General features: G+C 65.8%; 26 protein-coding genes and 2 pseudogenes. 6 read left to right on the forward strand and 22 right to left on the reverse strand.

The window, feature by feature from the left end; all coding sequences use genetic code 11:
* Positions 1–10: 10 nt before the first annotated feature.
* The 20 genes and pseudogenes from P5W99_RS23845 to P5W99_RS23940 form a co-directional block, all read right to left on the reverse strand.
* Entirely contained in the window at positions 11–3,487 is a 3,477-nt protein-coding gene (locus tag P5W99_RS23845; protein ID WP_434663309.1) for an adenylate/guanylate cyclase domain-containing protein, read from the reverse strand.
* A 128-nt stretch (positions 3,488–3,615) separates the two neighbouring features.
* Positions 3,616–4,332, reverse strand: a pseudogene (locus P5W99_RS23850) (NAD(P)-dependent oxidoreductase); the annotation flags it as partial.
* A 60-nt stretch (positions 4,333–4,392) separates the two neighbouring features.
* Positions 4,393–4,563: pseudogene (locus P5W99_RS23855) on the reverse strand (TRAP transporter large permease subunit); the annotation flags it as partial.
* A 208-nt stretch (positions 4,564–4,771) separates the two neighbouring features.
* Positions 4,772–5,674 carry a SphA family protein gene (locus P5W99_RS23860; protein WP_421025845.1) on the reverse strand — a complete coding sequence of 301 codons (903 nt, stop codon included), beginning with the start codon at positions 5,672–5,674 and terminating at the stop codon, positions 4,772–4,774.
* Between the two features lie 121 nt (positions 5,675–5,795).
* Complete coding sequence (locus tag P5W99_RS23865; protein ID WP_421025846.1) at positions 5,796–6,617, reverse strand: alpha/beta fold hydrolase; 822 nt, start codon at positions 6,615–6,617, stop codon at positions 5,796–5,798.
* A 35-nt stretch (positions 6,618–6,652) separates the two neighbouring features.
* Positions 6,653–6,844, reverse strand: coding sequence for a 2-hydroxymuconate tautomerase (locus P5W99_RS23870; RefSeq protein WP_421025847.1), 192 nt, complete (start codon positions 6,842–6,844; stop codon positions 6,653–6,655).
* Positions 6,845–6,863: 19 nt separating this feature from the next.
* Complete coding sequence (dmpH, locus tag P5W99_RS23875) at positions 6,864–7,652, reverse strand: 2-oxo-3-hexenedioate decarboxylase (RefSeq protein ID WP_434663314.1); 789 nt, start codon at positions 7,650–7,652, stop codon at positions 6,864–6,866.
* Positions 7,649–8,695 (reverse strand): 4-hydroxy-2-oxovalerate aldolase, encoded by a 1,047-nt coding sequence (gene dmpG, locus P5W99_RS23880; protein WP_421025849.1) that lies wholly within the window; start codon positions 8,693–8,695, stop codon positions 7,649–7,651. Before dmpG ends, dmpH begins: the two co-directional genes overlap by 4 nt.
* A gap of 55 nt (positions 8,696–8,750) precedes the next feature.
* Positions 8,751–9,683, reverse strand: coding sequence for an acetaldehyde dehydrogenase (acetylating) (locus tag P5W99_RS23885; protein ID WP_434663317.1), 933 nt, complete (start codon positions 9,681–9,683; stop codon positions 8,751–8,753).
* 50 nt (positions 9,684–9,733) lie between these two features.
* Entirely contained in the window at positions 9,734–10,516 is a 783-nt protein-coding gene (gene dmpE, locus P5W99_RS23890; protein ID WP_421025851.1) for a 2-oxopent-4-enoate hydratase, read from the reverse strand.
* Between the two features lie 36 nt (positions 10,517–10,552).
* Positions 10,553–12,064: a 2-hydroxymuconic semialdehyde dehydrogenase gene (locus tag P5W99_RS23895; protein WP_421025852.1), complete on the reverse strand. Its 1,512-nt coding sequence runs from the start codon at positions 12,062–12,064 to the stop codon at positions 10,553–10,555.
* A gap of 77 nt (positions 12,065–12,141) precedes the next feature.
* Complete coding sequence (locus P5W99_RS23900; protein WP_421025853.1) at positions 12,142–12,621, reverse strand: GlcG/HbpS family heme-binding protein; 480 nt, start codon at positions 12,619–12,621, stop codon at positions 12,142–12,144.
* Positions 12,622–12,645: 24 nt separating this feature from the next.
* Entirely contained in the window at positions 12,646–13,590 is a 945-nt protein-coding gene (locus tag P5W99_RS23905; RefSeq protein ID WP_421025854.1) for a catechol 2,3-dioxygenase, read from the reverse strand.
* A gap of 17 nt (positions 13,591–13,607) precedes the next feature.
* On the reverse strand, positions 13,608–13,964 hold the full coding sequence (locus tag P5W99_RS23910; RefSeq protein ID WP_421025855.1) for a 2Fe-2S iron-sulfur cluster-binding protein: 357 nt from the start codon (positions 13,962–13,964) through the stop codon (positions 13,608–13,610).
* A gap of 1 nt (position 13,965) precedes the next feature.
* Complete coding sequence (locus P5W99_RS23915) at positions 13,966–15,030, reverse strand: NADH:ubiquinone reductase (Na(+)-transporting) subunit F (RefSeq protein ID WP_421025856.1); 1,065 nt, start codon at positions 15,028–15,030, stop codon at positions 13,966–13,968.
* A 25-nt stretch (positions 15,031–15,055) separates the two neighbouring features.
* Positions 15,056–15,412: a phenol hydroxylase subunit P4 gene (locus tag P5W99_RS23920; RefSeq protein WP_421025857.1), complete on the reverse strand. Its 357-nt coding sequence runs from the start codon at positions 15,410–15,412 to the stop codon at positions 15,056–15,058.
* A gap of 124 nt (positions 15,413–15,536) precedes the next feature.
* Positions 15,537–17,087 carry an aromatic/alkene/methane monooxygenase hydroxylase/oxygenase subunit alpha gene (locus P5W99_RS23925; protein WP_421047745.1) on the reverse strand — a complete coding sequence of 517 codons (1,551 nt, stop codon included), beginning with the start codon at positions 17,085–17,087 and terminating at the stop codon, positions 15,537–15,539.
* A 43-nt stretch (positions 17,088–17,130) separates the two neighbouring features.
* Positions 17,131–17,400 carry an MmoB/DmpM family protein gene (locus tag P5W99_RS23930; protein WP_434663324.1) on the reverse strand — a complete coding sequence of 90 codons (270 nt, stop codon included), beginning with the start codon at positions 17,398–17,400 and terminating at the stop codon, positions 17,131–17,133.
* A 33-nt stretch (positions 17,401–17,433) separates the two neighbouring features.
* Complete coding sequence (locus tag P5W99_RS23935; RefSeq protein ID WP_421025860.1) at positions 17,434–18,429, reverse strand: phenol hydroxylase; 996 nt, start codon at positions 18,427–18,429, stop codon at positions 17,434–17,436.
* Between the two features lie 10 nt (positions 18,430–18,439).
* Positions 18,440–18,658: a phenol hydroxylase subunit gene (locus P5W99_RS23940; RefSeq protein WP_421025861.1), complete on the reverse strand. Its 219-nt coding sequence runs from the start codon at positions 18,656–18,658 to the stop codon at positions 18,440–18,442.
* 302 nt (positions 18,659–18,960) lie between these two features.
* Here P5W99_RS23940 and P5W99_RS23945 point away from each other — a divergent pair, with 302 nt between their 5' ends.
* The 4 genes from P5W99_RS23945 to folE all read left to right on the forward strand — a co-directional run bounded on the left by P5W99_RS23945 (position 18,961) and on the right by folE (position 23,481).
* Positions 18,961–20,646 (forward strand): sigma 54-interacting transcriptional regulator, encoded by a 1,686-nt coding sequence (locus P5W99_RS23945; protein WP_434663327.1) that lies wholly within the window; start codon positions 18,961–18,963, stop codon positions 20,644–20,646.
* A 1-nt stretch (position 20,647) separates the two neighbouring features.
* Positions 20,648–21,403 (forward strand): GntR family transcriptional regulator, encoded by a 756-nt coding sequence (locus tag P5W99_RS23950; RefSeq protein ID WP_421025863.1) that lies wholly within the window; start codon positions 20,648–20,650, stop codon positions 21,401–21,403.
* Positions 21,404–21,738: 335 nt separating this feature from the next.
* Positions 21,739–22,704 (forward strand): MerR family transcriptional regulator, encoded by a 966-nt coding sequence (locus P5W99_RS23955; RefSeq protein ID WP_421025864.1) that lies wholly within the window; start codon positions 21,739–21,741, stop codon positions 22,702–22,704.
* A gap of 45 nt (positions 22,705–22,749) precedes the next feature.
* Positions 22,750–23,481 carry a GTP cyclohydrolase I gene (folE, locus tag P5W99_RS23960; RefSeq protein ID WP_421025865.1) on the forward strand — a complete coding sequence of 244 codons (732 nt, stop codon included), beginning with the start codon at positions 22,750–22,752 and terminating at the stop codon, positions 23,479–23,481.
* A gap of 108 nt (positions 23,482–23,589) precedes the next feature.
* Here the strand turns inward: folE and P5W99_RS23965 are convergent, their stop codons facing one another.
* Both P5W99_RS23965 and P5W99_RS23970 read right to left on the reverse strand, forming a co-directional pair.
* Entirely contained in the window at positions 23,590–24,120 is a 531-nt protein-coding gene (locus P5W99_RS23965) for a lipocalin family protein (RefSeq protein ID WP_421042720.1), read from the reverse strand.
* Between the two features lie 114 nt (positions 24,121–24,234).
* Positions 24,235–25,236 (reverse strand): NAD(P)/FAD-dependent oxidoreductase, encoded by a 1,002-nt coding sequence (locus P5W99_RS23970; RefSeq protein WP_421025867.1) that lies wholly within the window; start codon positions 25,234–25,236, stop codon positions 24,235–24,237.
* A 246-nt stretch (positions 25,237–25,482) separates the two neighbouring features.
* Here P5W99_RS23970 and P5W99_RS23975 point away from each other — a divergent pair, with 246 nt between their 5' ends.
* Both P5W99_RS23975 and P5W99_RS23980 read left to right on the forward strand, forming a co-directional pair.
* Entirely contained in the window at positions 25,483–25,650 is a 168-nt protein-coding gene (locus tag P5W99_RS23975) for a DUF2256 domain-containing protein (RefSeq protein WP_421025868.1), read from the forward strand.
* Between the two features lie 212 nt (positions 25,651–25,862).
* A complete protein-coding gene (locus P5W99_RS23980) occupies positions 25,863–26,816 on the forward strand; it encodes a TIGR01777 family oxidoreductase (protein WP_434663333.1) in 954 nt (317 codons plus the stop codon).
* Positions 26,817–26,867 lie beyond the last annotated feature (51 nt).

Here is a 26,867-nt window from a genome sequence, read left to right on the forward strand (position 1 = left end):
CGCTGGCGGGTTAGCCCCGTCCTTCGTCGTTTGTTCGCACGTTGCTCGATGCTAGCGCGTCGAGCAACGCCTTGGCTTCTCGCAGATCGCCGGTGTCGAAGCCCTCCGTGAAGTGGCCGACAGTCTCGGACAGCACCTGCGTTGCCTCGCCTGATCTGCCTTCACGCTGCCACAGACGCGCGAGACTCGACGCCGCGCGCAGCGCCAGTGAGTGGGCACCTTGCGCGCGAGCCACGGCAATCGCCTTGAGAAAGCAAGCTTGCGCGTCTTCGCTGGACGAAGGCATGCGTTCGTCCTCGCTCAACGCCGCGAGCAGCAGGGTTCCCTTGAGCCGATGCAATTCAGCCTCGTAGAAACGCTCACCGGTTGCCTCTGTGATCGCCATGGCCGCATCGAGCGTCTGCAGGCCGCCCGGTATGTCGCCGGCCCGCCACTGGCACTCGGCGAGCAAGGCCAGAAAGTAGGAGCGATGTTCCTCACCACCCGCTGACCGTTCGGCGTCCAGCCCCCGGCGCAACTGGGCGAGGCCCTCCTGCAGGCTTCCCGGTTCGATGCGCGCCCAGCCCGACAAAATGGTGCCCCACGCGAACCAGTACGGCAAATCGTGCTCGGTCGAGACGGCGATGGCCGCTTCGGCTCGCTCCTTCACCAGCGCAGCCTCGCGCCGAAGCTGGTGCAGCTCGGCTGCGTAACCCAGCGTGAATGCCAATGTCGGCCCGTAGGCGTGCCTCTGCGCGAGCACGAGCGCCTCCGTGCTTCGCTTGAGCGCCTGATCGGGATAGCCCTGCAGCCAGCGTATCAAGGACAGGAAATTCAACGCCCGGCTGCCGGGGTCCACGCCATGCGAGACGGCATGGGTCCGATGCCGCTCGGGATCGTAGAGGGTCAGCGCCTGCTCTTCGTGCGCGGCAGCAGCGTCCAGTTCGCCCAGCAGGAACAGGCAGGCACCGAGTGCACCGTGTGCCTCCATGAGCCAGTCCAGATCCTTTGCCTGCTGCGCCATGCGCAGCATCTGCTCGCCCAGATCGCGCGCCACCGCGTACTGCGCACGCGTCATGTTATGAATTCGCAAGCCAAGGAGCGCCGCAAAAAGCTGCGGCACCTCGCCGAGTTGTTCACCGAGCTGCCGGGCTCGCGTGTAGGTCGCCGCCACCTCGGGCGCCCCATAGCCGCGCACGTTCATCAAGGCGGGGCCCAGCGAGAGCAACAGCGTCAGCTCGCGCGACGCGCGGGCAGGCGTATCGGGCAATCGCTCGAGCAGACCCAGGGCGGCGCCGAGATGGTGCATGGCGTCCGGATGGGCGCCGTGCCTGAGCGCTTGCTGCCCGGCGCGGTGCAGGTATTCCACCGCCTTGGGAATGTTGCCGCTCAGGCTGTAGTGATGCGCCAGTTCGCTGCAGTAGTCCGCGATGCGCGCGGGGAACAGCGCCTCGATTGCCTTCGCGGTACGCTCGTGCAACACGCTGCGCCGCTCCGTGAGCAGAGAGTGGCCCGCCACCTCCTGCGTCAGCGCATGCTTGAACGAATATTCGACTTCCGGGTAGGCGGGCCGCTCGTAAATGAACTCCGCGGCTTCCAGGTGCGCGAGCAGCGCGCGCAGATCGTCGTCGGTGCGTGCGAGCTGTCCGTCGCAGATGCGCTGGACCAGGCTGAACGGAAACTCCTTGCCGATCACCGCGAGCGTTTGCAGCAGTTCCTTCTGCATGAGCGGGAGGCGGTCGATACGTGAGGCGAGCACGCCTTGCACCGTGGTCGGGATATGCAGCGCGGAAGGTATCCTGTCGACGCGATAACGCCCGGGCTCGCCGTGCAAGGTGCGCTCCTCCACGAGCGTTTGCACCACCTCCTCCATGAAGAACGGGTTGCCCTCGGTCTTTTCGAGGATGCGCTGCTTGAGCGGCAACAGCGAGGCATGCTCGCCGAGCAGCGCCGCGAGCAGCCCCTCGGCCTGCTCCGGCCCCAGCGGCTCCAGCCGGAGCTGGCTGCTGTCCCACGCCGGCTGGTACTCCGGCCGGTAGTTCACGAGCAGCAGGACACGGGTGCCCGGCACGCGCTCGACCAGGTATGCGAGGAACGCCTCGGTCTCCCGGTCCAGCCATTGCAGGTCCTCGAAGAGCAGCTCGATCGGCTGGCTTTGGCTCTCGCGCGTCAGAATCTGCGTGATCGCGTCGAAGGTCCGGTCGCGCCGAACCTTTGGATCCATGTCCGCGAGCGCGGAAGCGGATTCACCCGTGCCAAGCAGATAGAGCAGATAAGGCACCAGATCCTCGAAGCTGCGCTCGAGCGTCAACACCTTGCCGACGACTTTCTCGCGGCGGCGTCGCTCATCGTCTTGCGCGTTGATCTGAAAATAGCTCTTCATGAGCTCGATCAGCGGCAAATTGGCAAACGCCTTGCCGTGTGAAACAGAAAACGTTTCCAGCACCAGACACCCTCGCCGCGAACGTTCCTTGAATTCATGGAAAAGGCGCGACTTCCCGACGCCCGCCTCGCCGACCACGGCGACGACCTGTCCACGCCCTGCCCGCGCCATTGCCAGCGCCCGGTCGAGATGGGCCATTTCAGCCTCGCGCCCGACGAAGCGCGCGAGACCGCGATGGGCCGCCAGTTGCAAGCGCGTGCGCAGCGCACCCGGACCCAGCACCTCGTACACGGGCAGCGGCTCGGGAATGCCTTTGACCTGGGCTGCGCCCAGCGGCTTGAACTCGAAATAGCCCTCGGCCAGTTTGTGGGTCGACTCGCTCACGAGGATCGACGTGGGCGTGGCGATGCCCTCCATGCGCGAGGCGATGTGGATCGTGTGGCCGACCGGATCGTAATCGGTGTGCAGATCGTCGGTGCGGATCGAGCGCACGACGACCTCGCCGGTGTGAATACCCACGCGAATCTGCAGCGGAATGCCTTTCTCCAGACGAATGCGATCGCCATGCCAGCGCATTGCCTGCTGCATGCGCAGCGCGGCGAACAGCGCGCGTTGCGGATGGTCTTCGTGGGCGATCGGCGCGCCAAACAGCGCGAGGATGCCGTCGCCCAGGGACTTCGCGACGTAGCCCTCGTAATAGTGGACGGCCTCCATCATCAGCGCCACGACGGGTTCGATCAGGTGATGGGCTTCTTCCGGGTCGAGACCATGAATCAAGGCCGTGGAGCCGGCCATGTCCGCGAACAGCGCGGTGATCGTCTTGCGTTCGCCTGAGGTCTCGTTTCTTGCTTCCATGGCGACGTGCTCAGCACGAATACGCTCAGCAAGATGATGCGGCGTGTAATGAATCGGCGCGGGCGGCGACTCCTGTGCCGGTGGCGCCAGCTCCGGCGCCTCAGTGAGTTGCGTGAGCTGTGTGAGCTGCGCCCCGCATTCACTGCAGAATCGGGCGGCCGCCGCGGCCACGTACCCGCAACGGGGGCACGCGCGCGCGAGCAGCGTCCCGCACGCTTCGCAGAATCTCGCCTTGGCGGGATTCTCGAATCCGCAGTTTGTGCAGCGCATACGACCTCGTCGCAACCGGGAATCATCATGGGCCAATTATGCGCTGCATTCCCAGACGGAACAGCCCCAATCGATGAGCCGGAAAACGGCGGCCGGCCGCCGCCCCCTTCAGAGCACCACGTTGCATCGGCGGGCGGCTCGCCCGACAGCACGCCGAAGCCAATGCCGCTGATCCACCCTTCGTCGAGCGCGCGCACAAGCGCATCCTCATCGACGAGCCCACCGCGCGCCGTATTGATGATGAGCGGCTTGCGCTTCATCGCGCGAAACTCGGGCAGCGCGAGCATGCCGCGCGTCTGCGGCGTCAACGGGCTGTGTATCGTGATGACGTCGCTGCTTGCCAGCATTTCGTCCCACGGTGTGTAAAGCGGCCCGAGCCCTTCGCGGCCCTTGTGCGCCGCGAAGAGCACACGCATGCCGAAGGCCTTCGCAATCTCGGCCACGCGCTGCCCCAGCACGCCCTCGCCGATAATGCCCAGCGTCATGCCGCCCAGGTCGCGTATCGCGTGGTTGAAGAAACAGAACGGGCCGGACTTCTGCCATTCGCCGTTGAGCACGTCGTCGCGGTAAGCAATCAGATTGCGCCGCAATGCCAGCATCAACGCGAAGGTATGCTCAGGCACCGTGTTCACCGCGTAGCCGCGAATATTCGACACGCGAATGCCCTGCCGCTCGCAGGCGGCCTTGTCGATGCAGTCGGTGCCGGTCGCCGCAACGGCGATCAGCTTCAACGATGGCAGCTGCGCGAGCACTGCGGCCGTCAGCGGCACCTTGTTGGTGATCGCGATAGTCGCACCCGCCAGGCGCGCGGCGACCTGCCCGGCTGAAGTATGGTCGTACTCGATGAATAATTGGGGAACTTGGGGGAAAAGCGCCGCGTCCTGGGCAAGACGCGGCGCGGTGCGTCAATGCAGGAAGCCGTTGGAAATCCAGGGTACGGCGGCCACGACGATCAAGCCGATCACGAGCGCGACCATATAGCCGATGATCGGCTTCATGCCTTCGTCGGGATGGATGCGGCTCACGGCGCACGCCGAGTAGTAGCCGACCCCGAACGGCGGCGCGAACAGGCCCCCTATACCCTCAACCTGCTGAAATCGCGCGCGGATCTGCCGAAGCTCAAGCGCTTTCAGGACTGGCTGTTCGACGAACTCGGGGCGGGCTGAAGTCGCCTTTGCAAACACCATTGGGAGATCGGGTGCTTGGCGTCAGGCTCGTCCAATGGAATTTGACATTCCGGCTTTTCGCTTCGTATATCCACTCAACCGGCGCCGCGCCGTCAAATCAGAACGGGATGACCGCCTTCGCCCATACGGCCTCTCCAGCCGGCCGGTTGTGCACGAAGAATTCCTTCACGACGCGCGCTTCCAGGCTGATCTTGCTGAACTGATAGCGAACCCCCGGCCCGATCGCAAACGTCTGTCCGCGAAAGCCGTCGCCGTTGACCGGCTGCCCGTTCTGCATGTCGTTCGTCGTCTGCTCGACGAAGTAGCCCGATAACCCGACGCGCACCTTCGGCGTGACCGCATAACTCGCCGAATAGTCGAAGTGAAATAGATTGCCCGAGTGGTAATGCGTGTCGTCGTTCGGGGAATTGAAGCTATATGTGAACTTCGCAGACACCTCGACCTTGTCGTTCGGCAACCATGAGGCGGCAAACACTGGCCGCGCGGTGTAGTAGTTCTTGCCCGTGTTCAGCGCCGCATGCGGGTCGTACTGGCCGGTCGGAAACACGAATTCGATCGCGGCCACCGTGCGCAGCGCGCCCGAGCCCCACGCGATCAGCGCGGGGCTGACGATCAGGTCGCCGAGGTTGGTACGGTCGAACGACGCGCCGCCCGCGTCCAGCGCCAGATGCTCCATCGGCAGCACCGCATACGCGCCGTAGCGTCCGCCAAGCACCGACAGGTTCGACATCCAGACGACGCGCGGAATCAGCACGTCCGCATCGAGCTTGAAACCCGGCACCGAGTTGTTGCCCTGCGAATCGTTGAAACGCGACGCATGGTAATGCGTGTAATAAAGCAGGCCGTACAGCCCGGCCGGCGGCAGCGCGCCCGCGAAGAACGCTTCGGCGCCCTCGCCGATCGTATCACTGCCGCCCTCCGTCGCCGATGCGCCGGTGCTCAACATGATGCCCGCGCAGGCCGCGAGCGAGATCAATCCGAATGCCGCCTTCCGATTCATCCTTGTCTCCATGATTCGTTATGCTTACTGTTTTTCTTATGTTGGTTCAGGCTAACCTTCCCGCGCTGCCGCCACGCATCGTGTCTTCCGATACCTGGCGGCAATGCGTCCTGCCGATGCACTACTCGTTGAAATGGTCAACGACGAGACGGTTGAAACGCGCCGCGTGCTCGATCTGCGTCCAGTGCCCGCACTGGCCGAACACGTGCAGTTGCGCATTCGGCAGCAATTCGAGCAGCTTCAGCGAGCTTGCTAGCGGAATGACGCGGTCCTCGCGCCCGTGCACGATCAGCGTGTCGTGCGTCAATGCACGCAGCTTCGCTTCGTCGCTCGCGAGCGCATCGACCCAGCGCTGCCGCGGCGCCGGAAACATGTTCGCGAACGCCTCCTGGTAGCCGGGCCGCACGCTGGCTTCGTAGCGCAGCTTCGCGAGCTCGTCGTTCACGAGCGCGCGGTCATACGCGAACACGTCGAGCAGCGCGCGCATGTTCGCGATCGACGGCGTATAGCCCCACACCGCGTCGAGCCCTTCGGTCAGTGTGAAGCGCGTGCCCGCCGCGCCCATCAGCACGAGCCGGCCTACGCGCGCCGGCGCGCGGATGGCGAGCGCGAGCGCCAGTGCGCCGCCGAACGAATTGCCGATCACGTGCGCACGCTCGACGCCGAGCGCATCGAGCAGGCCGAGCGCATGGTCGACCCAGTTGTCCATCGAATACTGGTAGCCGGCCGGGCGTTCGGTCTCGCCGAAACCCGCCATGTCCGGCGCGATCACGCGGAACTGCTGCGCGAGCGCGGGCATCGTGAGGCGCCAGTTCGCCCAGGCCGTCACGCCTGGCCCCGATCCATGGATCAGCAGCACGGGCGGACCGTCGCCAACGTCGTGATAGTTCGTGTCGATGCCGCCGGCGACGATCCGGCGGCCAAATTCAGGATTGCTTGACATGACGTTCCCCAATCGATTGTCGGATGCGGCGCGCATCAGCGCCCGCGCTGTTTCGCGCTCTGCCCGCCGATCCCGAAATGCCCCTTCGGCATCTCGGTGATGATCACGCGCACCGATTCGACCGGTGCATCGAGCGAGCGATGAATGGCCTGCGTGACCTCGGCGATCAGGCGTTCCTTCTTGTCGTCGTCGCGGCCTTCGAGGATGTAGAGATGCGCTACCGGCACGATGGCCTCCTTGTTTCGTTCAGATGAAGCGCAGGCCGATCGAGCCGATGTCCTGCACGCGCAGCGTCACGCTGTCGCCAGCCGCGACAGCCACCGCCTCGGTGATGCCGCCCGACAAAATCAGGCTGCCGGCCGGAATCGATTCGCCACGCGCGCCGAGATGGTTCGCGAGCATCGCGATCGCGGCGGCCGGATGCCCGAGCACCGCCGCGCCCGCGCCGAACGCGACCGGCAGCCCGTTCTTCTCGAGCACGACGCCGAGCGTGCGCAGATCCACGCCGCCCACGGCGAGCGGCCGGCCGCCCGCGACGAAGCGCGCGGCGGAGGTGTTGTCGGCCACCACGCTTTTCAGGTCGAACTTGAAGTCGCGGTAGCGGCTGTCGATCACCTCGATGCCGGCCACGACGAAGTCGGTCGCGGCCAGCACCGCGCCGATATGGCAGCCCGGCCCCTTGAGCTCGGCCTTCGTGACGAATGCGATCTCCGGCTCCACCTTCGGGTGGATCAGCGCGGACGTATCGCACTCGCCGCCTTCGGGCAGGTCGTAGATATCGGTCAGGAATCCGAACACCGGCGTGCTCACGCCCATCTGGCGCATCTTCGCGTGCGACGTCAGGCCGGCCTTGTAGCCGACGATCCGCGCGCCGCGCCCGAGCTGCCGGCGGCGGATCGCATCCTGCACCGCATACGCGTCGTCCCAGTCCATTTCCGGATGACGGTCGGTGATCTTCGTGGTGTCGCGCGCTTCGCGCATGCAGTCGTCGAGATGCGCGGCGAGCGATTCGACGATATCGGTCGACAGGTTCATGCGGCCTCCCGCTTTGCTTGCGCCGCGCGCGCCTTCGCGAGCGTCAGCGCGGTGTCCTCGATCATGTCCTCCTGGCCGCCGACCATGCCGCGCCGCCCCAGCTCGACGAGGATGTCGCGTGCCGGAATGCCGTACTTGTCGCCGGCGCGCTTCGCGAACAGCAGGAACGATCCGTACACGCCCGCATAGCCGAGCGTGAGCGCGTCGCGATCGATGCGGATCGGGAAGTCCATCATCGGCACGACGAGATCCTCGGCGACGTCCTGGATCTTCCAGACGTCGACGCCGGTCTCGATGCCCATGCGCTCGCATACCGCGACGAACACTTCGAGCGGCGTATTGCCCGCGCCCGCGCCGAGCCCCGCCGATGCGCCGTCGATCCGGTTGGCGCCGGCCTCGATCGCGGCGATCGAGTTCGCGACGCCCATCGCGAGGTTGTGGTGGCCGTGAAAGCCCAGCTCGGTCTCAGGCTGCAGCGCGTCGCGCACCGCGCCCAGCCGCGCCTTCACGTCGTCGGGCAGCATGTAGCCCGCGGAATCGGTGATGTAGATGCAGTTCGCGCCGTAGGCCTCCATCAGCTTCGCCTGCTTCACGAGCCCTTCCGGACTGTTCATGTGGCTCATCATCAGGAAGCCGACGGTATCCATGTCGAGCTTGCGCGCCATCGCGATGTGCTGCTCCGACACGTCGGCCTCGGTGCAGTGGGTCGCGACGCGGATCGTGTGCACGCCAAGCGCGTGCGCCTCCTTCAGATGATCGACGGTGCCGATGCCCGGCAGCAGCAGCGCCGACACCTTCGCGCGCTTGAGCAGCGGGATCACGGCGCCGAGGTATTGCGCGTCGGTGTGCGCGGGAAAGCCATAGTTGACCGACGAGCCGCCGAGGCCGTCGCCGTGCGTGACCTCGATCAGCGGCACGCCCGCTTCGTCGAGCCCGGTCGCGATCGAGCGCATCTGTTCGAGCGTCATCTGGTGACGCTTCGGGTGCATGCCGTCACGCAGCGTCATGTCGTGGACGGTGATTCGCTTGCCTTTGAGATTCATTGCCGTTCCTTGTTCGTCCGTTGATTCGTCATGCGCGGGTGCGCCATGGCGCGCATCACGCGGTTTCCGGCGCGGCCGGCGCGAGTGGCGCGAGCGCGAGACGGCCTGCCAGCAACTCCTCGGCGAACATTTCGGCGGTGCGCGCGGCGGCGGCCGTCATGATGTCGAGGTTGCCCGCGTATTTCGGCAGGTAGTCGCCGAGGCCTTCGACCTCGAGATACACCGACACGCGCTTGCCGTCGAACACCGGCCCGTTCACGAGCCGGTAGCCCGGCACGTAGCGCTGCACGTCGGCGATCATCGCGTGCACCGATTCGACGATGCGCGCCTCGTCGGGCGTGTCCTCGGTCAGGCAGTGCACGGTGTCGCGCATGATCAGCGGCGGCTCGGCGGGGTTGATCACGATGATCGCCTTGCCGTCCTTCGCGCCGCCGACCTGCGCGACGGCCGCCGCCGTGGTGCGCGTGAATTCGTCGATATTCTTGCGCGTGCCGGGTCCGACCGAGCGCGACGAGACGGTCGCGACGATCTCGCCGTATGCGACCGGCTGCACGCGCGAGACCGCGCGCACCATCGGGATCGTCGCCTGGCCGCCGCACGTGACCATGTTCACGTTCATCTCGCCCGAGCCGATGTGGTCCTTCAGGTTCACGGGCGGCACGCAGTACGGGCCGATTGCGGCCGGCGTCAGGTCGATCATCAGCACGCCGAGCGCGTTGAGCTTGCGGCTGTTTTCCGCGTGCACGTAGGCGCTTGTCGCGTCGAATGCGATCTGCACGCCGTCGGCCTGCACGTGCGGCAGCAGGCCGTCGACGCCATCGGCGGTGGTCTTCAGGCCGAGTTCGCGCGCGCGCTTCAGGCCATCGGAGTCGGGATCGATGCCGACCATCCAGACGGGTTCGAGCACGGGGCTGCGCATGAGCTTGGCGAGCAGGTCGGTGCCGATATTGCCGGGGCCGATCAGCGCGCAACGGATTTTCCGGGTCATGAGGAATCCTTGTTTTGCAATAAATGAGCAGTGAATGAGAACCGCGCCGCTCACGCGAAGCGCACCGAACACGCACCGATCCCACCGATCGACACGCGGAAGTTGTCGCCCGGGCTGACCGGCGCCATCGCGGCGAGCGCGCCGGACAGGATCACTTCGCCAGCCTTCAGCGCAATGCCGTGGCGGCCGAGCGTGTTGGCAAGCCAGGCGACGGCGTTGACCGGCGAGCCGAGCGCGGCCGCGCCCGCGCCGGTGCCGATCACGTCGCCGTTCTTCTCGAGCACCATCCCGCAGGTCGCGAGATCGACGCTGCGCGTGCTCACCGCCTTGTCGCCGAGCACGAACACGCCGCACGATGCGTTGTCCGCGACCGTGTCGCCGATGCGGATCTTCCAGTCGCGGATCCGCGAATCGACGATCTCGAAGCACGGCATCACGCATTCGGTCGCGGCCAGCACCATCGCGTTCGTCACGCCGGGGCCGAGCAGGTCGCGCTTGAGCACGAAGGCGATCTCGCCTTCGGCCTTCGGCTGGATCAGCGTGTCGAGCGCGATGCATTCGCCCTCGCCGTACACCATCCCCGACAGCAGGTAGCCGAAATCGGGCTGGTACACGCCGAGCATGTCCATCACCGCCTTCGACGTAACGCCGATCTTCTTGCCGATGACGCTCTCGCCCGCATCCAGGCGGCGCTGCACGAAGCGCTGCTGGATCCGGTAGGCGTCGTCGACCGACAGGTCCTCGTGCTGCGAGCTAAGCGGCGCGATGGGCATGCGCGAGGTCATCGCGTCGTACAGCCGGTCGCCCAGCGTGGAGATCAATGTGGAATCCATATGAATCGTCCAGTCAGTAGGTCAGTAGAAACGGCATCAGAGCTTGATGCAGACGTTGCGCAGTTCCGTGTAGAACTCGAGCGAATGCACGCCGCCTTCGCGGCCGATGCCCGATTGCTTCGCACCGCCGAACGCGGTGCGCAGGTCGCGCAGGAACCACGAATTGACCCACGCAATGCCGACGTCGATCGACGCCGCCACGCGATGCGCGCGCGACAGGTTGGTGGTCCAGATCGCGGTCGCCAGCCCGTACACGTTCGCATTCGCGCGGCCGATCACCTCGGCCTCGGAGTCGAACGGCATCACGAGCGCGCACGGCCCGAAGATCTCCTCGCGCCCGATCGGCGAATCGTCGCCCAGGCCCGTCCAGATCGTCGGCTGCACCCATGCGCCGTCACGCAGTTCGTCCGGCATGTCGGGCACGCCGCCGCCCGTGACGATCGTCGCGCCGAGCTCGGCCGCCTTGCGGTAGTACGACAGCACCTTGTTGCGGTGTTCCTGGCTGATGAGCGGCCCGATGCCGGTCGTGTCCGCTTCCGGCCGGCCCGGCTGCAGCCGCTCGGCGCCGGCCTTCAGCGCGGCGACGAAGCGCTCGAACAGCGGCCGCTCGACATACACGCGCTCGGTGCCGAGGCAGACCTGCCCCGCGTTCGAGAAGCACGAGCGCAACGTGCCCTCGACGGCCGCGTCGAAGTCGCAGTCCGCGAACACGATCGCCGCGTTCTTGCCGCCCATCTCGAGGCTGACGGGCCGCGCGCCGTCGGCCGCCGCCTTCATGATCGCCGCGCCGGTGCGCGTCTCGCCGGTGAAGGTGATCGCGTTCACGCCCGGATGGGTCGTCAGGAATTCGCCGGCCGAATCGGGCCCGAAGCCGTGCACGACGTTGTAGACGCCGCGCGGCACGCCCGCCGCGTTCATCACCTCGCCGAGCAGCGCCGCGGTCTGCGGCGTTTCTTCGGATGGCTTGACAACGACCGTGTTGCCGCATGCGAGCGCGGGGCCGACCTTCCACGTCATCAGCAGCAGCGGCAGGTTCCACGGGCAGATCACGCCGACCACGCCGACCGGCCGGCGGATCGCGTAGTTGAGCGCGCCCGCGCCATCGGGCGTCGCCATTTCGAAAGTTTCGCCGGGCACGTTCTTCACGACGTCGGCGAATACCTTGAAGTTCGCCGCGCCGCGCGGGATGTCGATATGGCTCGCGAGACTCACCGGCTTGCCGGTGTCGGCCACTTCGGCTTCGAGAAAATCGTCGAAGCGGCGCGTGATGCCGTCGGCGACCGCGTACAGTATTTCGACGCGCTGTGCGACGGTGAGACCGCCCCACGGCCCCGCCAGCGCCGCGCGCGCCGCCTGCACTGCCGCGTCGACATCGGCGCGGCTCGCTTCGGCGACGCGCGCGATCAGCGCGTTGTCGAGCGGCGAGCGCTTGTCGAACCAGCGTTCGCCCGCACGATAGTCGCCGTCGATGAAGTTGCGGACCAGCCGCGGTTCCGGCTGCCCGCCGGCGGGGCCGCGTGTCGCGGCTTTGGGTTCCGTGTCGTACATGATGTGTGTGCCGATAGTCGTGAATCCGTGAGCGGATTCGTTCCTTAAATAATGTGCGCGTGGCGGCCCGTCGCCCGTCACGCGCCGCCGAGGCCGACCGCGTCGAGGCCGACCGCGTCGAAGCCGACCGCGTCGAGGCCCGCGCGCGCGCAGCTTTCGTCCTGCGCCTCGCTGCCGCCCGACACGCCGATGCCGCCAATCAGCACGCCGTCCTCGACGATCGGCAGCCCGCCGCCGAACGCGACGAAGCGCGCACGCAGCACGAGCCCCTGCCGCACGGCCTCCGAATGCGCGGCCAGCGCGTCGTGCCACGCACCGGTCGGCAAGCCGAAGCTCGCGGCCGTGTACGCCTTGTCGATCGCGATGTCGATCGAATGCAGCGGCGCGCCTGGCATCCGCACGAATGCCGCGAGCAAGCCGCCCGCATCGACGACGGCGACGTTCACGCGCACGCCGAGCCGCTCGGCGGCCTGCGCCGCCGCCTGCGCGGCGCGCGACGCGGCGGGCCAGTCGATCACGCGCGTGCCGACGCTGTGGGTCGAATCATTGCGAGCCATGACGCTGTGCTCCTGTGAAGGTGGTCAGGTGTAGACGGTCGTGAACGCTTCGTTCAGCTCGCCGGAGTGGAAGAAGATCCCGCGCCCGAGTTCGTCCTCGGTCCACGTCGTGACCGGGCGATCGGGCTGCGCGAGATAGCCCAGGCCCGCGAAGGTCTCGTTGCGGTTGCCGCTCGGATCGAAGAAGTAGATGGTGGTGCCGCGCGTGATCCCGTGGCGCGTCGGCGCGACGTCGATCTTCACCTTGTTCTTCGCCATCACGTCCGCCGACTTCAGCACGTCGGCCCAGTCGTCGAGGAAGAACGCGATGTGATGCAGCCCATTACTTGGGCCGCCGACGAACGCGATGTCGTGCGGCGTCGTGCTGCGGAACATCCACGTCGCGGCCTGGATCGTGTTGCCGGGGCCGACCATCACTTGCTCGGCGAGGTGGAAGTCGAGGCATTCGGCCATGAAGCGCGTGTTCTCCTCGACGCGGTTCACGCCGGCCTCCGGGTTCATCTCGCACATCAGCAGGCAGTGGTCGAGCCAGTGCACGGCGGAGCCCGGAATGTCGTCGGGCCACGGATCGGGGTTCAGCGAACCGACCGCGGTGCCAACGAATTCTTTCTTCGCGAACAGGCGCAGCTCGTGCCCACTCGGCAGCAGGAAGCGCAACTGGCGGCCCACGCCCGGCAGCGCGCCTTCCGGCAGCATCTCGGTCGCGATTCCGTATGCTTCGATGCGCTGCTCGAGCGCGTCGAGGTCCGCGTCATGCTCGACCTTGTACGCGGCATGCTTGAGCCCCGCCTGGTCCGACGGCGAGAGGATCAGCGAATACTTGTCCCATTCGTCCCAGCATTTCAGATAGACGTTGCCGGCCGCGTCGCGCATCGTCTCCTGCATGCCGAGCACGCGTATGTAATGCCGCAGCGCCGCTTCCATGTCCATCACCTTCAGATTGACATGACCAATACGCATCACACCCATGATGTGTCTCCTCCAGATTACTTTTTGATAACCGGCGCCCCGGCACAGGCCGAGCCGCAAAAGAAAGGCTTCTTCAACCGGCCGGCCACTTCCAGCTCCACGTCGCCGTCCGGCGCCACGCGGCACGCGAGCGCATAACCGTCGTCCTCCTCCTCGGCGCTCACGTGCGCGCGGCTGATCGGCCCGAGCTTGCGCACCGCGCCGCGCAGCACGCGCACCTTGCACACGCCGCAGCCGCCGTTCAGGCAGCCGACCGGAATGCCGCGCCGGCCGAGCTTCGCCATGCCGGCGAGCAGCGATTCGCCGCTCGCGCATGCGTAGCGCTCGTCGGTCTGCGCGATCGTCACCGTCCCGCACACACGGCTCGCGTCCATGTCACACCCGGCGGAACAGCGGGCTGCGCGTCTGCTGCGCGTCGGCCGCCGAGATGAACTTCTCGTGATAGATGTCGCGCTCGAACAGGCGCCCCTGCATCAGCGCGGTGATGCATGCGTCGATCATCGCGGGCGGGCCGCACAGATACGCCTGGTGGCCCGAGAAGTCGCCGTCGAAGTGCGCCTTCGCGACGTCGTGCACGAACCCTTGCGCGACGCCATCGCCGGCATCCGCCGCGCCTTCGGACAGCGCCGGCACGTAGGTGAAGTTCGGGTAACGTTCGGCGAGCGCGCGGAACTCGTCGTGGTAGTAGAGCTCCTTCGCGTTGCGCTGCCCGTAGACCAGCGTGATCGGCGCGGTCACGCCGCTGGCGAGCAAATCGGCGATCATCGAGCGCGGACTCGACAAGCCCGAGCCGCCAGCCATGAAGATCATCGGCAGTGCAGCCGAGCGGCGCACGAAGAAGCGGCCATATGGGCCGGACAGGCGCACGCGCTCGCCGGTCGCGAGCTTTTCGTGCAGGTAGCCCGTGCCGAGACCGCCCGGCACCTGCCGCACGTTCAGCTCGATCTCGCCGGTCGCCTCGACGTCGGCGGGTGCATTCGCGATCGAGAACGCGCGGCTCTGCCCAAGGCCGGGAATCTCGAGCTGCACGTACTGGCCCGCCTGAAAATGGATCGGCTGCGAGAGCTTCAGCCGGATCGACTTGATGGTCGGCGTCAACTGCTCGATGCGCGTGACGTCGGCGGCGAAGTCCTTGACCGGGATGATTTCCGCGTCCGGGTCCTCATCGACGTCGGCCTCGATCACGGTATCGGCCTGCAGCGTCGCGCAGCATGCGAGCGCCTTGCCCTCCTCGCGCTCGAAGTCCATCAGCGCGAACGGGTTCGCGTCGCCGAGATCGGTTTCGCCGTCCAGCACCGCGACCTTGCAAGTGCCGCACAGCCCGTGACAGCACGCGTGCGGAATGTAGATGCCCTGGCGCAGCGCGGCGTCGAGCATCGTCTGTCCTTCCTCGACCTCGATCGTGACGCCCAGCGGCTCGATGGTAAGTTGATGGCTCATGATGGTTCGCCCGTCTACGTGACGATCAGAAACTCGCGCCGGCGAGGCCATCGAGGCCCGGCGTGCGGAAGCTGATCAGATCCTTGTGCCCGAGGCCGTTGCCGGCCAGGCTCTTCGACGCGTCCGGCGTCCACGGCTTGCCGGAGCGGAACCACTCCACGCGGTCCCAGTCGATCTTCGCGAAGTCCGGGTGGTAGCCGTAGACGGGCGGCAGCACATCGCTGGCCAGCGCGCCGAACGGCAGGTCCGGCGGCAGCGGCAGGCAGAATGGCGCCGGGAACATCAGGTGGTCTTCCCAGCACACGTACAAGAGCGGCGCCGGAAACTTACCGACCGCGTCCTTGATCGGGAAGTCGTAGGGTTTGAGCGCGATGACGGTCATGCTTGTCTCCTGTCGGCCGGCGTTCGCGCGTGCGCGCGTGCGCCGGTCTCGTTCGAGGTTGCGTATTGGCTACGCTTTGATTGCGTATCGGTTGGGTATCGGTTAGGTATTGGTTGCGTATCGATCAGTTGCTGGTGGCCTGGCCGCGCCATGCCGCGAAGTTCTTCTGATCTTCCGAGCCTTCGAAATCGAGGTTGTCGCGGCCCATGCCCACCTCGTAGTAATCGAGCACCGCGGCGAGCGGATCGAAGCCTTCGGCACCCGGATCCGCATCGGGCGGGAAGCAGTTGCCCTGGTAGATCTGGTGCACGGGCAGCCACGCCTGCACGTATTTCTGCGGCTCGTGGTCGAAGATTTCCTTGCAGTGGTCGCTGCAGAAATGGAACTTGTTGCCGAGGTAGTCCGATTCGCGCGCGCCGATCTTCGTCGGGTTGCCGGGCTCGGTGAACAGCATCGGGATCTGGCAGGTCTGGCACAGCATCGGCAGCGTTTTCATGTAGAAGCGCTTGCCTTCCTTCGCCTGCTCGCCCCAGTATTCGAAACGCGGCCGGTAATAGCGGTCGAACGAGTCCGGATACTTCGCCGACAGCCATGCCATCTCGTCTTCGGTCGGCACCCAGGTGTGGAATGCGGAAGCCGCGTTGAACCCGTAGAACGTCGACCATGCCTGGTGGCTGATGTGGTCCTTGCCTTCGCACGCGTCCTGCCAGCCCTTCGGCTCGCGAATGCCGTAGCGCGCGAGATCCTTGAACAGCGCGCCGCCGTTCTGCTCCGCGTACATCTCCCACGATTCGCGCCAGCTCATCACGCGCTTGGGCTGCATGTAGTCCATCATCATCGCGACGAGCGTGAGCAGCCGGTAGCCGCGCCAGAACCACTTGTCGATCCAGCGCTGCACGATCGGCACGTTGCCCGGGTCCTGTTCGAGCATGAACTTGATGCACTCGATGCCGAGCGTCATGTGGCGCGACTCGTCCGACTGCGCGGAGAAGCCGAACGTCACGGTCGACATGTCGCCGTTGTACGCGGCGCCCGACATGAACGGCACGAACAGCAGGTTCGTCAGCACGTACTCGAACGAGAAGCTGACTGCGGTGAGGAACTCGAACGGTCCGGCCGAGTACGCATCCTCGAAGAACGACTTCGGCACCGACAGGTACCACACGCGATCGAACCAGTGGTTCGAGTGATGGAAGCCGTTGAAGAACTTGTTGTAGGTCGACATCGCGTGCGTTTCGGTCTGGTAGTGCCGCAACTCGTCGATCGACTGCATCTGGCACGCGATGCGCGCGCCCTCGCCCGTAAAGTGCCGGCCGACGTGCGCGAAGCCGCGGTGGGCGAGATATTCGAGCGGCGTCACGCCCTGGATGAACAGCTTCAGCGCGTTGATGTAGCGCGCGTCGGTCACGCCGAGGAACGCGTTGTTCTGCGTGAACGCGTCGATTACCGCGTAGAGCTTCTTTTCCTTCTCGCCCTGATATTTCCAGTACGCGTCCATCGTCAGGCGGAACGGATCGACCCACTTGTCCCAATCGTGAATCTTGATGCCCTCGTAGCGGTCGTACGGAAAGACCTTGTCCATCGGCTGGTAGGTCGTCTCCCAGCCGAGGCCGCGCGTCATCGCCGCGTAACGGTCTTTCAGGCCGAGCTTTTTCTTGAGCGTTGGCGTGTCCATTCGTGTCTCCGGTGTTATCGGCGCGCGTGGCGCGCTGTTCGTTTCAGTGCGACCAGCTCAACGTGAACTGGTCGTCGTCTTCGTCGATGTGGCCCGACAGCGTGATCAGGTTCACCTGGATCTGCTGCAGGTCGAAGCGCGCGCCGGTCAGTTCCTCGATCGTGTCGCGGCGGATCGTCAAGCGGTCCGGCGAATCGATCTTCACCATGCCGGGCGATTCGACGACGACCGCGCTCGGGTTATCCGCGACGATCGCCTCGACGATTGATCTGGATTCCTCATTAGCCTGAAAGGCGATGAATACGTTTGACATGCGTGTTTCCTCAAGTGAAGTCGTGGCGCCGGGTCAGTGCGCGATGCCGAGTTTCCCGATGCGGGCGCGGAACTGCTCGCCCGCCTCTTCGAGCGCCGCGCCGCCTGCGTCGCGCAGCGCCCGCTGCGCCACCGGCGCCAGCGCCTCGGTCGCCCGCGCGGCCCAGTCGCGCGTCCAGCGCGCGAGCAAGGCACGGTTGTCGTCGGATTCGGCCGCCATCGTCTTCACAACCGCATCGACCCAGCGGTTCGATTCCGTGTGCCATTCGGGCATGAACGCGGTCAGCATCGCGACCGCGGAGCCGCCGGCGAGCGCGATCCGTTCATCGACGAAACGGTCATAGACGAGCGGATACAGCAGGCCGTCGAGCGCAAGGTTCTGAGCGATGAACAGCTCGACCGGGTCGGCGACGACGAACGTGTCCTCGACATAGCGGCGCAGCGGCTGCCATGCGGCATCCGTCTGCCAGGCGGCCTTCGCCGCGTCGAGCGCATCGGGCCCGTCCATCGACAGCGCGAGGCGCGTCAGGTACTGCGCGACGCCCAGGTTGTCCATCGCATGAAACATCGCAGCCGCGGTGAACACGGTGCCGTAGCCGAGCGCGCAGATCTGCGCGTTGTTCATGTTCGCGCCCCACGCCGCATGGCGCAGCGGCACGAGAATGTCGAGCGCTTGCGCGGCAACCTCGTCGGGCATCAGGTCGATCATCCGGCGCGACTCGACGAACTCGAAGTTCGATTCCATCGTGTCCTGCTGGCGCGCGCGCGCGGTCGCCCACGATGCGTAGTAGAACTGGCGGGGATCCTTCAGCGCATACCAGTTCTCCATGCGGATCGCGGTGCGCGACGCATCGAAGATCTCGTGATCGGGATCCCAGGTCGGGCGGTAATGGAAGTTCGCCTGGGGCTGCGCGCCCATCATTCCTTCCTGGTAGCGCGTCGCCGTCTTGTCGCCGCCGATATGCCGCGCCACGTGCGCGAAGGTGTGGCGAAGCGGCTTGATGTCGACTGTCTTCAGCTCGATGGTCACTTCCTGCTCCTCAAGGTCTTGGGTTCGCTTCGTGGTCCAGCCGCGTCACGTGCTGCTCGGCGCAGAACGCGTCGAACGCGGCAGGAGGCAACGTCAGCTCGACGACGAGCTCCGGTGCGCCGCCAATCGAAAGCTCGAATTCGACGAAGCCGCGGCTGTTGGTGCCGGTCACCCGGACGTACTTGCAGCCCGGGTCGAACGGGGGTTGATCGGTTGTCGTTGGATCCATGATCGGTGTCGCCTCCATGCCGCACTTCAATGCAGCATCCGTGCCACCTTCGTCCGTCCCCGCAAAAAATCTCGATAATTCAGGGAAAGCCCTGAAACAAAATTCGTATTCGCGAAGCACAATGCCGGTTAACCAGAATGGAAATCTGCTTCGGGCCGCCGCCCCAAACCCCAACAAAACGGCCATTCTCATCATTTGAGCAACCCGGAAAGACACGTTTGCTCAAATGATCAAATCCGCACCGGGTGGTGCGAGCGGCAGCGAAATTCCAGAAAATCACGAGATATTTAGACGGAGACGACATGACGCGGTCCAGCCTGCCCCCTTTGCCGCCCGACGCCGACCTGCGCAAGCTGATCCACTTTTCAGCAAGCGACGGCCGCATCTGGCTCGCCGGCCAGCGCATGGTGCTGCTGCATACCGGCGCGCTGGCCACGCTGCGGCAGGAACTGATGGAAAGCGTCGGGCCGGCGCAAACGCGGCGCTTCTTCACGCGCGTGGGCTTCGCGGCCGGCGAGCGCGACGCGGCGCTCGCGCGCGAGATCCGCAGCGGCGCGTCGCTGTTCGACACGTTCCACGTCGGCCCGCAGCTGCACATGCTCGAAGGCGCGGTGCAGGTCACGCCGGTGCGCTTCGACGCCGATCCGGCGACAGGCACGTTCCACTTCGAATACCGCTGGGAACATTCGTGGGAAGCGGACGTGCACCGCCGCACGTTCGGCCCGCAGCCCGAACCCGTGTGCTGGATGCTGATCGGCTATGCCACGGGGTACACGAGTGCGTTCTTCGGCCGCCAGATCCTGTTCAAGGAAACGGCCTGCGTCGGCATGCACGCGCCGCATTGCGCGATCGTCGGCAAGCCGGCCGAGGCGTGGCCGGATGCGGAGGAAATCTCGTCCTGGTTCAAGGCCGACTCGCTGATCAAGACGATCCGCGACCTGCAAACCGAAGTCGAATCGCTGCGCCTCGAGATCGCGCCCGACGACGACCGGACCCGGCTCGTCGGCCGCTCCGAAGCATTCCGCGCGGCCTACGCGCTGCTGGAAACGGCCGCGCCGACCAAGGTCGCCGTGCTGCTGACGGGCGAAACGGGCGTCGGCAAGGAGCGCTTCGCGCGCGCGCTGCACGGCCTCAGCCCGCGGGCCGCGAAGCCGTTCGTCGCGATCAACTGCGCGGCGATCCCGCATGCGCTGATCGAATCCGAGCTGTTCGGCGCGGAGAACGGCGCGTTTACCGGCTCGCAGGCCGCGCGTGCCGGACGCTTCGAACGCGCGGACGGCGGCACGCTATTCCTGGACGAGATCGGCGAACTGCCGCTCGACGTGCAGGCAAAACTGTTGCGCGTGCTGCAGGAAGGCGAGGTCGAACGGCTCGGCGCGACGCAAAGCCGGAAGGTCGACGTGCGGGTCGTCGCGGCGACCAACCGCGATCTCGAACAGGCGGTGCGCGACGGGAGCTTCCGCGCCGATCTCTACTACCGGATCAACGTCTACCCGGTGCTGATCCCGCCGCTGCGCGAGCGCCAGGACGACATCGCGCTGCTCGCGGATGCGATGCTCGCGCGCTTCGCGTCGCTGCACGGCAAGCCGGCGCCGACGCTGACCGACTACGCGTATCACGCGCTGTGCGGCTATCGCTGGCCGGGCAACGTGCGCGAGCTGGAGAACCTGATCGAGCGCGCGGTGATCCTGTCGCGGCCCAACCTCGCGGTCGACGCAAAGGACCTGTTCCCGGGCATCGGCCTGCCGGGCGGCGCCACTGTCGACCACGCGGGGCAGATCCGGCCGCCGTCCGCGATGACGATCGATTGCGCGGGCCTGCTCGACCAGTTGCAAGGCGGCGGCCTCGAAGGACTCGAACGGGCGCTGCTGCATGAAGCGGTCGACCGCGCGAAGGGCAACCTGTCGGCCGCCGCGCGCCTGCTTGGGCTGACGCGCGCGCAACTCAGCTATCGCCTCAACCGCAATCAGGACCAGGAGGACGTGTGACATGAACACCATCCTGCCCCCGCATGCGTCAGTCGCCCCGTTGAGCGGCGACGCGCTGCCCGCGACCGACCCGGCCGCCGACGATGCGATCGAACCGCATGCACGCACCCTCAGCGAGCACGCCTACCACCAGCTTCGGCAACACATCATCGAAGGGCACTACCCGCCGGGCGCGAAACTGCGCGTCGAGCATCTGAAGACGGTGTACGGCGTGGGAGCCGCCACGTTGCGCGAGGCCCTGACGCGGCTCGTCAGCGATGCGCTCGTGGTCGCCGAAGGACAGCGGGGATTTCGCGTCACGCCGATGTCGGTCGCGGATCTGGAGGCGATCACGCGGCTGCGCATTCACATCGAAGTCGACGCGCTGCGCGAATCCGTGCGATATGGGGACGCCGCGTGGGAGCAGCGCGTGCGACAAAGCTTCGAGATGCTCTCGGCGTGGGAGCAACCGGTGTCGATCGAGCACCGGGCGGCGTGGGAAGCCTGTAACCGGCGCTTTCACGAAGCACTGATCTCGGCGGCCGCGTCGTCGTGGACCTATCTGATCTTGCGCATGCTGTCGCAGCAGAGCGAGCGCTACCGGCGCGTGTGCATCGGGCTCGGTGATTCGAAGCGCGACGTGCATGCGGAGCACACGTGCCTGTTCGAGGCCGCGATGCGGCGCGCGGATGCGCGCGCCGCACTCGCGCTCGAAGACCATATCGGCACGACGCTCACGGTGGTGCGCAATGCGCCGCCAGGCGCCTTGCCGTTTTAGGACAACGCCGTGATCACGCCACGGGCGCCGGGCGATAGCCGTTCGAATCCTGGCCTCGGAACCGCGCCAGTAGCTTCATAAAGATTCGGGTAACGAACTTTCCTCCGGCCGCCAGCATCAGGGCGAGTCCGCTGCGTGGGGCGGCACGCATGCGTAAGCGACAATCTCGACCGGCACTTCCTCGCGCGCGAGCCCGGCAACGACGAAGGACGCGCGATTCGGAAATGGCGGCAGGCGACTCTAGATGAGTCAATAAATATTGCTACAACTCGACTTAGCGAGTTAATATACAAGCTCAATATGAGTCTAAATCGAGCCCAAAGGGAGGTTGCGCCGTGAGCAAACAGGACGCGTCAAGTCGTCGGTATAGAAGCGGTGAAGCGGCGAAGTTGGCTCGCATGCCCGCCGCGACGTTGCGCATCTGGGAGCAGCGCTACGGCGTCATCTGCCCGCCCACGAGCGAATCCGGCCAGCGGCTCTATTCCGATGACGATGTGCACCGGCTGCGCCTGCTCAAGGCGCTGGTTGGCCGCGGCCATGCGATCGGGTCAATCGCACGTCTGGAAGGTAGCGCGCTTGAAGCGTTGGCCACCAGCAAGGCGAAAGACAAACCTCTTGCGGCGCACGGGTCCTCCGCTGCTGCCATAACGATCATTGCGGTCGGCCTGGGCGAGCTGGAGCCCAACGAGTGCATTTCGGCAAGCTTTGGGTCGCTCGACGCGTTGCTGCGGAGCAGCGCCGCCACGCGCGCGAGCGGCCTGATCGCGCGCGTGGCGGCGCTCCACCCGGAGACAGTCGACCAGCTTGCCGAAGCGGCGACGCGCATCGGTGCGAGCGAGGTAACCGTGGTGTTCCCGTTCGGTACTCAGGAGGCCATACAACTCGCGGCACTGCAGGGCATGACGCTCAGAAAGCGCCCGGACGGCCTGCTACGCGCGGACGAGCTGCTCGCTGAGTTCACGACTGCTCTGCGGCAGCGCAATCCGGGCGAATCCTCCGGTCGGGGCCTGTGGCTGCGTTCGGCGCGACGCTTCGACGATGCCACGCTCGCGCGACTGGTCCGTCTGTCTACCACGATTGCCTGCGAATGCCCGAAGCATCTGGCGGAACTCATCATGCAGCTGTCCGCGTTCGAGGGCTACAGCGACCAATGTCTGTCACGCTCGCCGGCTGACGCGCTGCTGCACCGGCACCTGGGCGACACCGCCAACCGGGCGGTCCGCATGTTCGAGGACGCGCTCGCTGAAGTCGCGCAGCAGGAAGGCTGGGACGTGATGGAACCGCCCTCGCTGGCCACCTGAGCGGCAAACCGATCATCTCTAACACCCCTCCAACAGGAAGACACAATGGGTGCCGTCATCGACTCACAGGCCGTCATGGACAGCAAGACCGTTGAAGGCGCGCCTCTGTCACAAATCATCCGTCAACGTCTGCGCCGGGCGGGCCAACGTTTTCACGCCAACGACAACATCGCCGCCCATTTGCGCGAAGGCGAACTGGATGTCCTGCAGCAGGAAGTCGCTGGCCACCTCGAAAATGCGCTGCGCGCGCTCGTGATCGACGTCGACGCAGACCACAACACCCGCGATACGGCAAAGCGAGTGGCAAAGATGTTCGTACAGGAGGTGTTCTCGGGCCGTTATGAGGCGCCGCCGCCAATCACCGAATTTCCGAATATCGGGCAACTGAACGAGCTCATGGTGGTCGGGCCGCTGCGTGTGCGCAGCGCCTGCTCGCACCACCTTTGCCCGATCATGGGACACGCCTGGATCGGGGTGCTGCCCAATGCGCAGTCGAATCTCCCGGGACTATCCAAGTACTCGCGCCTCCTGAACTGGGTCATGGCACGGCCGCAGATCCAGGAAGAGGCTGTCAAGCAGATCGCCGATCTGCTCGAGCGCCGCATCGGGCCCGACGGGCTGGCGGTCGTTATCGAAGCCGATCACTACTGCATGCACTGGCGCGGCACCAAGGACGATGGCGCAAAGATGACCAGCAGCGTCATGCGCGGACGCTTCCTCGACGACGCCGCCTTGCGCCGCGAGTTCCTGTGCCTGCTGGCCACAAAGGGAAAATGATAGGGCCATCCGCGGCCGCGCCCGGCTTTGCAGATAACGGGCTCGCTCAACCCAGAGTCTGGCCGGCGCCTTGATCGCGGTGTCATGCCGTGACGCATGCACCCGCAGTCACCGTTGCTGCGCAGTGCGGTGAAGCAGCGACGTATCGTAACCGAGCGCGGCGGCCCGTTCGTAGAGCATGTCGCTCAGCGCTGCGCAAGGACGCGCTTCGCGCGTCAAGATCCAGAGAAAGCGGCCCGATGGTTCGCCGACGATGGACCACGAGTAGTCTTCGGCGTGATCGAGAACCCAGTAATCGCCGACGAAAAACGGGCCCCAGAACGAGACCTTCAGCTTCGCACCACCACTTTGCGACACGACCTTGGCCCGGCCCAGCGACTCGCGTGCGTGCCCATCCGGTCTGCCTTCCCGGCAGGTGTTCCGAACGCCGATGTAGCCATCATCGCGCCTCCAGTACTCGGCCGTCACGCCTTCGCAGCCACGCTCGAAGCGGTTGTCGTAACGGGCGAGCTCGTACCAGCGTCCAAGATAGCGATCAAGCTCGACCTCTTTGGCGGGCGCGGGCACATGCCCGTTGCCTTCAGGTCCGCCGGTGATCGCAGCGCATGCCGCCAATGCCGCGACCGCGGCGATCAGCATGGCCCAGGTCACGGAGGAGCGAAGCAATCCTGTTTGCATTGTTTGCCCAATTTGAGGTTTTCGAATTCGTCATCGCTGGCTGGTCCGCCCCGGCACCTGAAGCCACTGCATCGATCAATGCCGATCGTGCGCGAGAGCCGCCAGCATCGCCGTGCCCAGGGCCCGGCCGCTCAGCCACGCGCCTTCCACGCGCCCTGAGCTGCACCAGTCACCGCACAGACCCACGCGCTCGGACGCCCGCCAGACATAGCCGCGTGATGCCGGGCTGGACTCGATCACCGCCTCGGCATCGCGCCACAGACACGCTGCCGCGGCGTCGGGTAATCCGGCGCCGAACGCAGCGAACGCAGGCATCAATGCCTCTGCAATCGCTTCGGGATGCAAAACCAGATGCCGGGCGCTCCACTCGGGGCTTGCGTGCAGAACCCAGACAGCAGCGCCGCAACGACCGGGCTTCGCGCTGTCGTTCGCCATCCAGCGTAGCGGGCCGCCATGCACGAACGCCGCGTCGAAGCCCAAGGCCGGAGGCGTCTGATAGCGCAGCATCAACGCCCAGCATGGGCGCATGCGTGCCCGGTTGGCCACGACCGAGAGCGCGGGTGATGCCCGGTGCAGCAAGCCGAAAGCGTCGGCCGGCGGCACAGCCAGCACGACCGCGTCGAACAGATCGCGAAAGCGGCCGATTTCTCGCGTCGTCAGCTCCCATTTGCCGTCGGCTTTCACGAGCGCGCACACCGTCTGCCCGGTTTCGACACACTGACTCGCAGCCGCCGTTGAAAGCACCGTGTCCATATAGGGAGTGCAGACATAACGTCCAGCGTCGTCGATGCGTTGGGCGACGCCGGCGGCGTCGAACGACACAAACCGACCCCGCCACTGCGCAGCCATCCCGGCCTCGCACCAGCCCTGCACCGTTCGCGCGAAATCCGCGTCTCGCACCGTGAAGAATTGCGCACCGTGGTCGCACTGCCACCCTTCACCGTGCCAGGTGCACATGCGCCCGCCCACGACCGCATTGCGCTCGAGGATCACGACGTCATGCCCGGCATCTGCCAGGACCTGGGCGCACGTCACACCGGCCATGCCCGCCCCGACTACGGCCACACGAGAAGTCATGCGCGCTCCTGCAAGCCTGGCGAATCGCTCTTCAACGCGGCCGTCGCCGTCCTTATCCAGTCTGAACATTGATTCATTTAGAGTCACCATGCAGACTCAATATCGTTATGATAGCCTAAAAAAATGGCGCTGCCCCCCTCAACAGACAGTTATCGAATGCAATTTTTGACTCATGGAGAACGGAGACGCTCCCAAACGTCGCCGCGCGGCACGACGGCCTTCCCCTGTACAAAAGGAGTGGTTCGAATGAGCGGGACAAACGGCTTCAAGGGCAACAAGGCCGGTCTGCTTTGCAAGACCTGCGCCGTGTGCGGCCGGCCAATGACGTGGCGGCGGGCGTGGGCGAGGAACTGGGCCGACGTGCGCTACTGTTCGAACGGCTGCCGCCGGCGCCGGACTCAGGTGCGCGCATGACACGCCGCCTCGTTCTTGCGCTGGGCGCTCAGCTCGATCCTGACGCGAGCGCGTTCGACGGCTTCGAACCGGCCCGGGACGCAGTCCGGATGGCTGAAGTGGCACGTTCGAGCTCACGCCGCAGGCTGCGATGGCGTGCTTGCGGGCCATCCGTTCCGCGCACTGCGCCGATGACCTTGCCTGAACCCACGGGTTCCCATGGAGCAGCAGTCATGCCCATCACCGTTCTCATCACCGGCGCCACGGGCTTCATCGGCCGGAACCTGGTCGCCTCCCTGTCGGCCGACGGCTGTCGTGTCATTGCGCTTTCGCGACGCGCCCGGGACGCGCGCGCCATGCTTGGCCCACATGTGCGAGTCATTGGAGACCTCAGGGAGGTGACGAACGACGAAGCCATTGATGCCTGCGTGCACCTGGCCGGTGCCCGCGTGCTGGGTCTGCCGTGGAGCGCGACACGACGACAGACGCTGATCAACAGTCGCACCCGCATCACAGACGCGTTGCTTGGGTTGATAAGTCGACTCGCGCGGCCCCCTCGCGTATTGGTCAGTGCTTCTGCAGTGGGCTGGTATGGCCGCGCGGACGGCGACCTTGCGATGCCTTGCGACGAATCCTCGGCGTGCCAGCCGGGTCAGTTCCAGTCCAATCTGTGTACCGTTGTCGAGCGCACCGCCATGCATGCCGAAGCGCTTGGCACGCGCGTGGCGCGCATGCGGTTTGGCATCGTGCTCGGTATAGACGGCGGTGCCTGGCCGATGCAGGCTGCGACGGCACGCCTGGGCCTTGCAACCATTCTCGGTTCCGGTCACCAATACTTTCCGTGGGTTCACATCGCAGACGCAGTGGGACTTGTCCGTTTTGCAATCGCCAATGAACTGATCGGCGGACCGGTCAACGTTGTTGCGCCCGAAGTCAGCACGCAGGCGGAATTTGCGGAAGAGCTGGCAAGGTCCTTCGGACAACGCGTGCGGCTTCGACTACCCGAGGCACCTGTCAGGCTATGTCTCGGAGAAATGGCGGACCTGCTTCTCGACGGCCGTCCCGTCGTTCCGCGCGTTGCGTTGACATACGGGTACGAGTTCGCATGGCCGAGGCTGCATCGCGCGCTGGCCGATCTGGCCGATCTGGCCGATCTGGCCGATCTGGCCGGGCGCCACGCTCGCTGACCTTGAACCTGGTTCCGATGCTGCACCTTCTGAGCACCGCCCCTTCCTCGA

The organism is Paraburkholderia sp. A3BS-1L (genome assembly GCF_051125215.1).
Classification (GTDB): domain Bacteria; phylum Pseudomonadota; class Gammaproteobacteria; order Burkholderiales; family Burkholderiaceae; genus Paraburkholderia.

What these genes read in the sequence shown, in the direction of transcription:
- P5W99_RS23945 (WP_434663327.1), top strand. Translation starts at nt 18,961, where the DNA reads ATGACGCGGTCCAGCCTGCCCCCTTTGCCGCCCGACGCCGACCTGCGC.
- dmpG (WP_421025849.1), bottom strand. Translation starts at nt 8,695, where the DNA reads ATGAATCTCAAAGGCAAGCGAATCACCGTCCACGACATGACGCTGCGT.
- P5W99_RS23865 (WP_421025846.1), bottom strand. Translation starts at nt 6,617, where the DNA reads ATGTCAAGCAATCCTGAATTTGGCCGCCGGATCGTCGCCGGCGGCATC.
- dmpE (WP_421025851.1), bottom strand. Translation starts at nt 10,516, where the DNA reads ATGGATTCCACATTGATCTCCACGCTGGGCGACCGGCTGTACGACGCG.
- dmpH (WP_434663314.1), bottom strand. Translation starts at nt 7,652, where the DNA reads ATGAACCTGTCGACCGATATCGTCGAATCGCTCGCCGCGCATCTCGAC.
- P5W99_RS23975 (WP_421025868.1), top strand. Translation starts at nt 25,483, where the DNA reads ATGAGCGGGACAAACGGCTTCAAGGGCAACAAGGCCGGTCTGCTTTGC.
- P5W99_RS23915 (WP_421025856.1), bottom strand. Translation starts at nt 15,030, where the DNA reads ATGAGCCATCAACTTACCATCGAGCCGCTGGGCGTCACGATCGAGGTC.
- P5W99_RS23885 (WP_434663317.1), bottom strand. Translation starts at nt 9,683, where the DNA reads ATGACCCGGAAAATCCGTTGCGCGCTGATCGGCCCCGGCAATATCGGC.
- P5W99_RS23930 (WP_434663324.1), bottom strand. Translation starts at nt 17,400, where the DNA reads ATGTCAAACGTATTCATCGCCTTTCAGGCTAATGAGGAATCCAGATCA.
- P5W99_RS23920 (WP_421025857.1), bottom strand. Translation starts at nt 15,412, where the DNA reads ATGACCGTCATCGCGCTCAAACCCTACGACTTCCCGATCAAGGACGCG.
- P5W99_RS23845 (WP_434663309.1), bottom strand. Translation starts at nt 3,487, where the DNA reads ATGCGCTGCACAAACTGCGGATTCGAGAATCCCGCCAAGGCGAGATTC.
- P5W99_RS23910 (WP_421025855.1), bottom strand. Translation starts at nt 13,964, where the DNA reads ATGGACGCGAGCCGTGTGTGCGGGACGGTGACGATCGCGCAGACCGAC.
- P5W99_RS23950 (WP_421025863.1), top strand. Translation starts at nt 20,648, where the DNA reads ATGAACACCATCCTGCCCCCGCATGCGTCAGTCGCCCCGTTGAGCGGC.
- P5W99_RS23965 (WP_421042720.1), bottom strand. Translation starts at nt 24,120, where the DNA reads ATGCTGATCGCCGCGGTCGCGGCATTGGCGGCATGCGCTGCGATCACC.
- P5W99_RS23970 (WP_421025867.1), bottom strand. Translation starts at nt 25,236, where the DNA reads ATGACTTCTCGTGTGGCCGTAGTCGGGGCGGGCATGGCCGGTGTGACG.
- P5W99_RS23925 (WP_421047745.1), bottom strand. Translation starts at nt 17,087, where the DNA reads ATGGACACGCCAACGCTCAAGAAAAAGCTCGGCCTGAAAGACCGTTAC.
- P5W99_RS23895 (WP_421025852.1), bottom strand. Translation starts at nt 12,064, where the DNA reads ATGTACGACACGGAACCCAAAGCCGCGACACGCGGCCCCGCCGGCGGG.
- P5W99_RS23940 (WP_421025861.1), bottom strand. Translation starts at nt 18,658, where the DNA reads ATGGATCCAACGACAACCGATCAACCCCCGTTCGACCCGGGCTGCAAG.
- P5W99_RS23905 (WP_421025854.1), bottom strand. Translation starts at nt 13,590, where the DNA reads ATGGGTGTGATGCGTATTGGTCATGTCAATCTGAAGGTGATGGACATG.
- P5W99_RS23980 (WP_434663333.1), top strand. Translation starts at nt 25,863, where the DNA reads ATGCCCATCACCGTTCTCATCACCGGCGCCACGGGCTTCATCGGCCGG.
- P5W99_RS23900 (WP_421025853.1), bottom strand. Translation starts at nt 12,621, where the DNA reads ATGGCTCGCAATGATTCGACCCACAGCGTCGGCACGCGCGTGATCGAC.
- P5W99_RS23860 (WP_421025845.1), bottom strand. Translation starts at nt 5,674, where the DNA reads ATGAATCGGAAGGCGGCATTCGGATTGATCTCGCTCGCGGCCTGCGCG.
- folE (WP_421025865.1), top strand. Translation starts at nt 22,750, where the DNA reads ATGGGTGCCGTCATCGACTCACAGGCCGTCATGGACAGCAAGACCGTT.